Genomic DNA, 5,437 nt, shown 5'->3' on the forward strand with positions numbered 1-5,437 from the left:
CTTTTTAACCTATCTTTTCCTAACACCTGTAGTGACTTTCTACTTATTACGCGATTGGGATATTTTGGTTAATAAAATTGATGAGCTCATTCCGCGCCAATATAAAGCCATTACACATGAACTAATGCGTCGCTCTGATTTCGTTCTAAGTGGTTTTTTACGAGGTCAATTACTCGTTATGCTTGCGTTAGGCATCATCTACTCCGTTGGTTTATCAATCATTGGATTAGATATGGCAATTGTCATTGGAATGTTTGCCGGTTTTGTCAGCTTTGTTCCCTATCTAGGTTTAATTGTTGGTATCGTAATTGCTGGCATTATGGCATTGCTACAATTCCAAGATTGGGCGCATCCTTTAGGTGTGGGAATTGTCTTTGTGATTGCACAAGTCATTGAAGGAACTATCCTAACGCCTAAACTGGTTGGTGATCGAACAGGTTTACATCCTGTAGCTGTTTTATTCTCTGTTTTAGCTGGTGGACAACTATTTGGCTTTATGGGCGTTTTATTGGCTTTACCAGTAACTGCCGTCATCAATGTTTTCCTCAGTTACTTTAAAAATTCTTATCTCTCTAGTGACGCTTATAATGAAGTAAGCGAAGAATCCTTTAAACTTCCCAAAGAACAATATATCAATCATGAAAAAAGCGAATAACTTTCTTATCCTTTCTGCTGTTATCGGGCTTTCTGCCTGTACCAGCGCTATAGACGCCCAAGGATATACCAACGATCCTTGGGAAAATATGAACCGCGGGATTTTTGCCTTTAATGAAGGTGTTGATAAAGTTGTTTTTAAGCCTTTAGCTAAAGGCTATACCTTTATTTTTCCGCAACCTGTCCGTACCGGTGTAAGTAACTTTTTTGGTAACCTAAGTGATATTGGCTCTTTAGCCAATGCGATTTTTCAGTTAGATGGGAAAAATAGTGCAAAAATTGCTGCTCGTGTCATCAACAATACCGTTTATGGCTTGGGGGGAATTTTTGACGTTGCAACGCCTATGGGTAATACCAAAATTGAAAAAGACTTTGGTTCAACACTTGCACACTACGGCGTTAAATCTGGGCCATTCCTAATGCTACCTTTACTGGGTCCTTCTACTTTACGTGATGGCATAGGAAAAATTCCAGATGCCTATCTAAGCCCAATTACCTATGTTAAAGACGATACGACTCGTTGGAGTCTTGTTGGCTTAAATGCTATCCAAACACGCGCAAGCCTATTCCCATTAGAAGCCAAACTCGAAGGTACCAGCACCGATAAATACGCTACGATTCGAGATAATTGGTTACAGCATCGTTGGGGGCAGCTAGGAACACCAATATCTGCCGACCAGCAAGATGATATTGATGCACTTTTTACTCCACAACCAGAAAGTAAAAGCCATTGAGCAAGCTCAGTAAACATCAAAAACGTCGAATTGCGGCGCAGCATGAAGAAAAACGCGCGCATGCCGATATTGAAGAAAGCGCATTAGTCGTTGCCCATTTAGGCTATCAAATTATTGTGCAAAACGCAGATAAACTAATGGCCGCCGATTGGCGGAAACAAATAGGAACTGTTTGCGTCAACGATCGTGTGTATTTAAGTTATAACAGCGATGGAAGTGCAGTAGTTGAAAGTATTTATCCTCGCGGAAATACCTTATACAAATGGCAAGGACGAAAAATTAAACCAATTGCCAGCCATTTAGATCAACTGCTCATTGTTATCGCTATAGCACCTGAATGGCAAAGTGCTTTAGTTGATCGCTATCTCATTGCAGCTAAAGAAGCTGGAATTAACGTTGCGATTCTTTGTAATAAAATCGATTTAGCCCAAAATGACGCTTTAGAAACGACACAAAAAAGATTATCACCCTATCAGGAAATGGGCATTCCTTGCTTTTATGCCAGTATTGAACAGAAACTTAATACAACCCCATTAGCAGATTGGATAAACAATCGGCAAACCATCCTTGCTGGACAATCTGGCGTCGGTAAATCTAGCTTTATTCAGCACTTTATTCCTAATGCAGATATTTGGATACAAAATCTTTCATATGCAACTGGTTTAGGAAAACATACCACGACTAACGTTCGTCGCTATCCGCTCGGTGAACAAGGCGCATTAATTGATACTCCTGGCGTACGCGGCTATGCGGTTGCACATCTGACGAAAGAAGCCATTTTAGCGGGCTTTCCCGATATTGCCCATTATGCCTCAGAGTGCAAATTTAATGACTGTCAGCATCAAAACGAACCACAATGTCATGTAAACAAAGCCATTGCTGAAGGGCTACTTTCGCAAGAGCGATTAAACAGCCTCCACCAATTACTAAGTGAACTACCTGAGAGATAAGCTCATGAGCCAAAAAGATCCATTAAGCCAGTATGAAAAGAATATTGAAAATCTAGAAAATATCATTCAAGCCTTAGAAGAAGGAGAGCTTACGCTTGATAATGCCTTAAAACAATATGAAAAAGGAATGAGCTTAATTCGCCAATGCCAACAAGCATTAGAAACTGCTGAACAAAAAATTCAAATACTTAGCCAAAATAGCGAAGAAGAAACTTTACTTCCTTTTAATCACGAAAGCGTTGATTCAACCATTGCTCAAACAAATCGCAGCAATAAGAATGACGATGACTTTTCAGAAGACGATATCCCCCTTTAATATGCGACTCACAAACTATCAGTGCCGAGTGGAAGCAGCACTCAATAAATTTCTCCCTAATAATCATACGCAACTCACCCAAGCCATGCGTTATAGTGCTTTAAATGGCGGAAAACGTCTTCGCGCTGCTCTGACTTATGCCAGCGCCGAAAGCTTAAACATAGACAACGATGCTATTGACTATGCTGCTGTTGCCGTTGAGTGCATACATGCGTACTCTCTTATTCATGATGATTTGCCTGCTATGGATGATGACGACCTTCGTAGAGGCAAACCTAGCTGCCATAAAGCTTACAACGAAGCTGAAGCCATTCTTGCAGGCGATGCCTTAAATACACTGGCATTTGAATTACTCGCTCAATCTCCATTGACTGACTCCATCAAAATAGCGCAAATAAACTGCTTAGCCAAAGCTGCCGGATGGGCGGGGATGGTTGGTGGACAAAGTTTGGATATTGCTTATACTGGAAAACCGATTAGCCTTGAAACACTAAAAACCATTCATCAAAGAAAAACTGGTGCGCTTATTCAGACAGCACTCATAATTGGTGCTTTGCCTTCCAAAAACTATCAAAACTACCAAACCATTTTTACCAAACTAGGTGAAAATCTCGGCATTGCTTATCAAATTATAGATGACGTATTAGATGCCACAGCAAATACCGCCACATTGGGAAAAACCGCTGGTAAAGATGCTGAACAAGGTAAAAATACCTATTATCAACATTTAGGACTAGAAGAATGTCGCCATCTCATTTATCTCTTACATCAAGAAAGCGAAGTCCTTATCGAACAGCTCCCCTTCTCATTACCACTGAAAGAAATATTAGAAATATTGTTTAATCGTGTTTATTAAAATATTTTTTAAACATTCAATAATTAAATTGCAATATATACATTTTATCAATCAAAAAATATGTAAAAATTCTCTCCTTTAAGGAGAAATTATGATTACTACTAGTTTAGAATTCACCAATGAAAACGGTGAGAAACTCAATGGATTTTTAGATGCCCCTATCTCTGAACCAAGAGCATACGCCATTTTTGCCCATTGCTTTACTTGCTCTGCGAGCTTACCGATTGTTAGACGTATTTCTGAAGCTTTAAACAAAGCAGGAATCGCTGTTTTACGATTTGATTTTACAGGCTTAGGAAATAGCGAAGGAGATTTTAGCCAAACGAACTTCTCTGCCAATATTGCCGATTTACACAGTGCTTATCAATACTTAGCGCAGAATTATCAAGCACCAGAACTTATTATTGGACACTCTTTTGGTGGTTCTGCTGTTATTCGTGCAGCTCGAAATATGCCATCAGCTAAAGCTGTTGTTAGCATTGGCGCACCTGCGGTTCCAGAGCATATCTCACAATTCTATGACCATAAAAAAGAAGAAATCCTAGAAAAAGGAGAAGCGAATATTGAAGTGGGTGGTAGAATATTCACCATCAGAAAACAATTTTTAGAAGACCTAAAAGAAAATGACCATGGAAGCATCTCATCATTAGGATTGCCACTGCTCGTTATGCACTCTCCTCAAGATGAAATTGTTTCTATCGAAAATGCAAAACAAATCTATGCAGCAGCCCAACATCCTAAAAGCTATATTTCCCTAGATGGCGCAGACCACTTACTTTCTCGCAAAGAAGATGCTTGTTATGCCGGTAACGTTATTGCTGCATGGGCGGAACGATACATTTCTCCACAACCAGCTTTAGAAACAGATAAAACCATTGTCCGCAACGATGCTAAACATGGATTAACGTGCGAAGTAGAAACAGGCGGATATCGAATGATTGCAGATGAGCCAAAAGACATTGGTGGTAACGAATTAGGTCCAACGCCTTATGATTTATTAAAAAGCGCTCTAGGGGTGTGTACAGCAATGACGCTTCGTATGTATGCCGAACGTAAACAATGGAATTTACAACACGTATGCGTTACGGTAACACACGAAAAAGATGAGAAAAAAGTTGACCACTTTTCTCGCCATATCATTCTAAGAGGCGAATTAGATAAAGAACAAGAAGATAAACTGATAGAAATTGCTAATAAATGCCCTGTACATCGTACATTAGAAAATAATGCACATATTCATACCCTACATTGGAAAACAAAATCTTCTGAAGAATAAAAAAACTATAGATTCCAAAAAATGTATTTAGCAGTAAACAAATAATGAAAAGTAAAAACAAAACATTATTTTTTCACTGTATACATTTTTGAGAGTTCTGCCATATAGTCAAATCAGCTGAAACAGAATGGTATTTACTGCTAGAAGTGCTTGATATGGGTTGTAGGCTGTTCATTTTTTAGCTGATTATATAACTAAATGTCTTTTCGCATACAGCGTTAGCTCGTTTTGCCGTACTAATGTATGCTGTCTACGGCTCGTTGATTTGTACACAATCTGAACGCATTCAGCTATAGCCAAACTCCTGAAAAATACATACAACGTTAACTCAATCTCCACTTTAAAAGCAGTCTATTATACTAAAATAATGTATGCATTGTTTTGGGAGTCTTGCTATAGTAAAATCACTTATAATCCAATCTATCCAAAACAGATATAAAAAACAACTTGTAGTAGAATTATCAAAAACAAACTGAGCATATCCTATGACCTACTGCAGCCAATTCCGACAAAAAATTCTTAACGATATTGCTAATGGAGAAACTTGGCGCGCTGTTGCAAAGCGCTACAAGATCAGCAAATTCACCGTCTATAGCTGGATTAAAAATCCCCATCCTAAAGGCTTTACTGAGCGTAAGCCCTCAAAGATTG

At 38.9% G+C, this 5,437-nt stretch carries 7 protein-coding genes; all 7 read left to right on the top strand.

The annotated features are described in order from the left end of the window. Positions 1-655, top strand: a 655-nt coding sequence (locus A5N85_RS12805) for an AI-2E family transporter (RefSeq protein WP_143143304.1), incomplete at its 5' end; no start/stop codon positions are given. After that, positions 639-1,388: an MlaA family lipoprotein gene (locus A5N85_RS12810; RefSeq protein ID WP_072577551.1), complete on the top strand. Its 750-nt coding sequence runs from the start codon at positions 639-641 to the stop codon at positions 1,386-1,388. The genes A5N85_RS12805 and A5N85_RS12810, both read left to right, overlap by 17 nt. Further along, positions 1,385-2,338, top strand: coding sequence for a ribosome small subunit-dependent GTPase A (gene rsgA / locus A5N85_RS12815; protein WP_072577552.1), 954 nt, complete (start codon positions 1,385-1,387; stop codon positions 2,336-2,338). The genes A5N85_RS12810 and rsgA overlap by 4 nt, the downstream gene beginning before the upstream one ends. A 4-nt stretch (positions 2,339-2,342) precedes the next feature. Continuing rightward, positions 2,343-2,654, top strand: coding sequence for an exodeoxyribonuclease VII small subunit (locus A5N85_RS12820; RefSeq protein ID WP_072577553.1), 312 nt, complete (start codon positions 2,343-2,345; stop codon positions 2,652-2,654). Further along, complete coding sequence (locus A5N85_RS12825; RefSeq protein WP_245936028.1) at positions 2,617-3,510, top strand: polyprenyl synthetase family protein; 894 nt, start codon at positions 2,617-2,619, stop codon at positions 3,508-3,510. Before A5N85_RS12820 ends, A5N85_RS12825 begins: the two co-directional genes overlap by 38 nt. Positions 3,511-3,601: 91 nt before the next feature. Beyond that, entirely contained in the window at positions 3,602-4,786 is a 1,185-nt protein-coding gene (locus tag A5N85_RS12830) for a bifunctional alpha/beta hydrolase/OsmC family protein (RefSeq protein ID WP_072577555.1), read from the top strand. 485 nt (positions 4,787-5,271) lie between these two features. After that, positions 5,272-5,437: helix-turn-helix domain-containing protein (locus tag A5N85_RS17880; protein ID WP_143143305.1), on the top strand; the 166-nt coding region annotated here is incomplete at its 3' end.

It is taken from the genome of Suttonella ornithocola, assembly GCF_001889065.1.
GTDB classification, from domain to species: Bacteria; Pseudomonadota; Gammaproteobacteria; order Cardiobacteriales; family Cardiobacteriaceae; genus Suttonella_A; species Suttonella_A ornithocola.

Coding starts and splice junctions, on each gene's coding strand:
- A5N85_RS12825 (WP_245936028.1), top strand. CDS start 2,617: ATGACGATGACTTTTCAGAAGACGATATCCCCCTTTAATATGCGACTC.
- A5N85_RS12810 (WP_072577551.1), top strand. CDS start 639: ATGAAAAAAGCGAATAACTTTCTTATCCTTTCTGCTGTTATCGGGCTT.
- A5N85_RS12830 (WP_072577555.1), top strand. CDS start 3,602: ATGATTACTACTAGTTTAGAATTCACCAATGAAAACGGTGAGAAACTC.
- A5N85_RS12820 (WP_072577553.1), top strand. CDS start 2,343: ATGAGCCAAAAAGATCCATTAAGCCAGTATGAAAAGAATATTGAAAAT.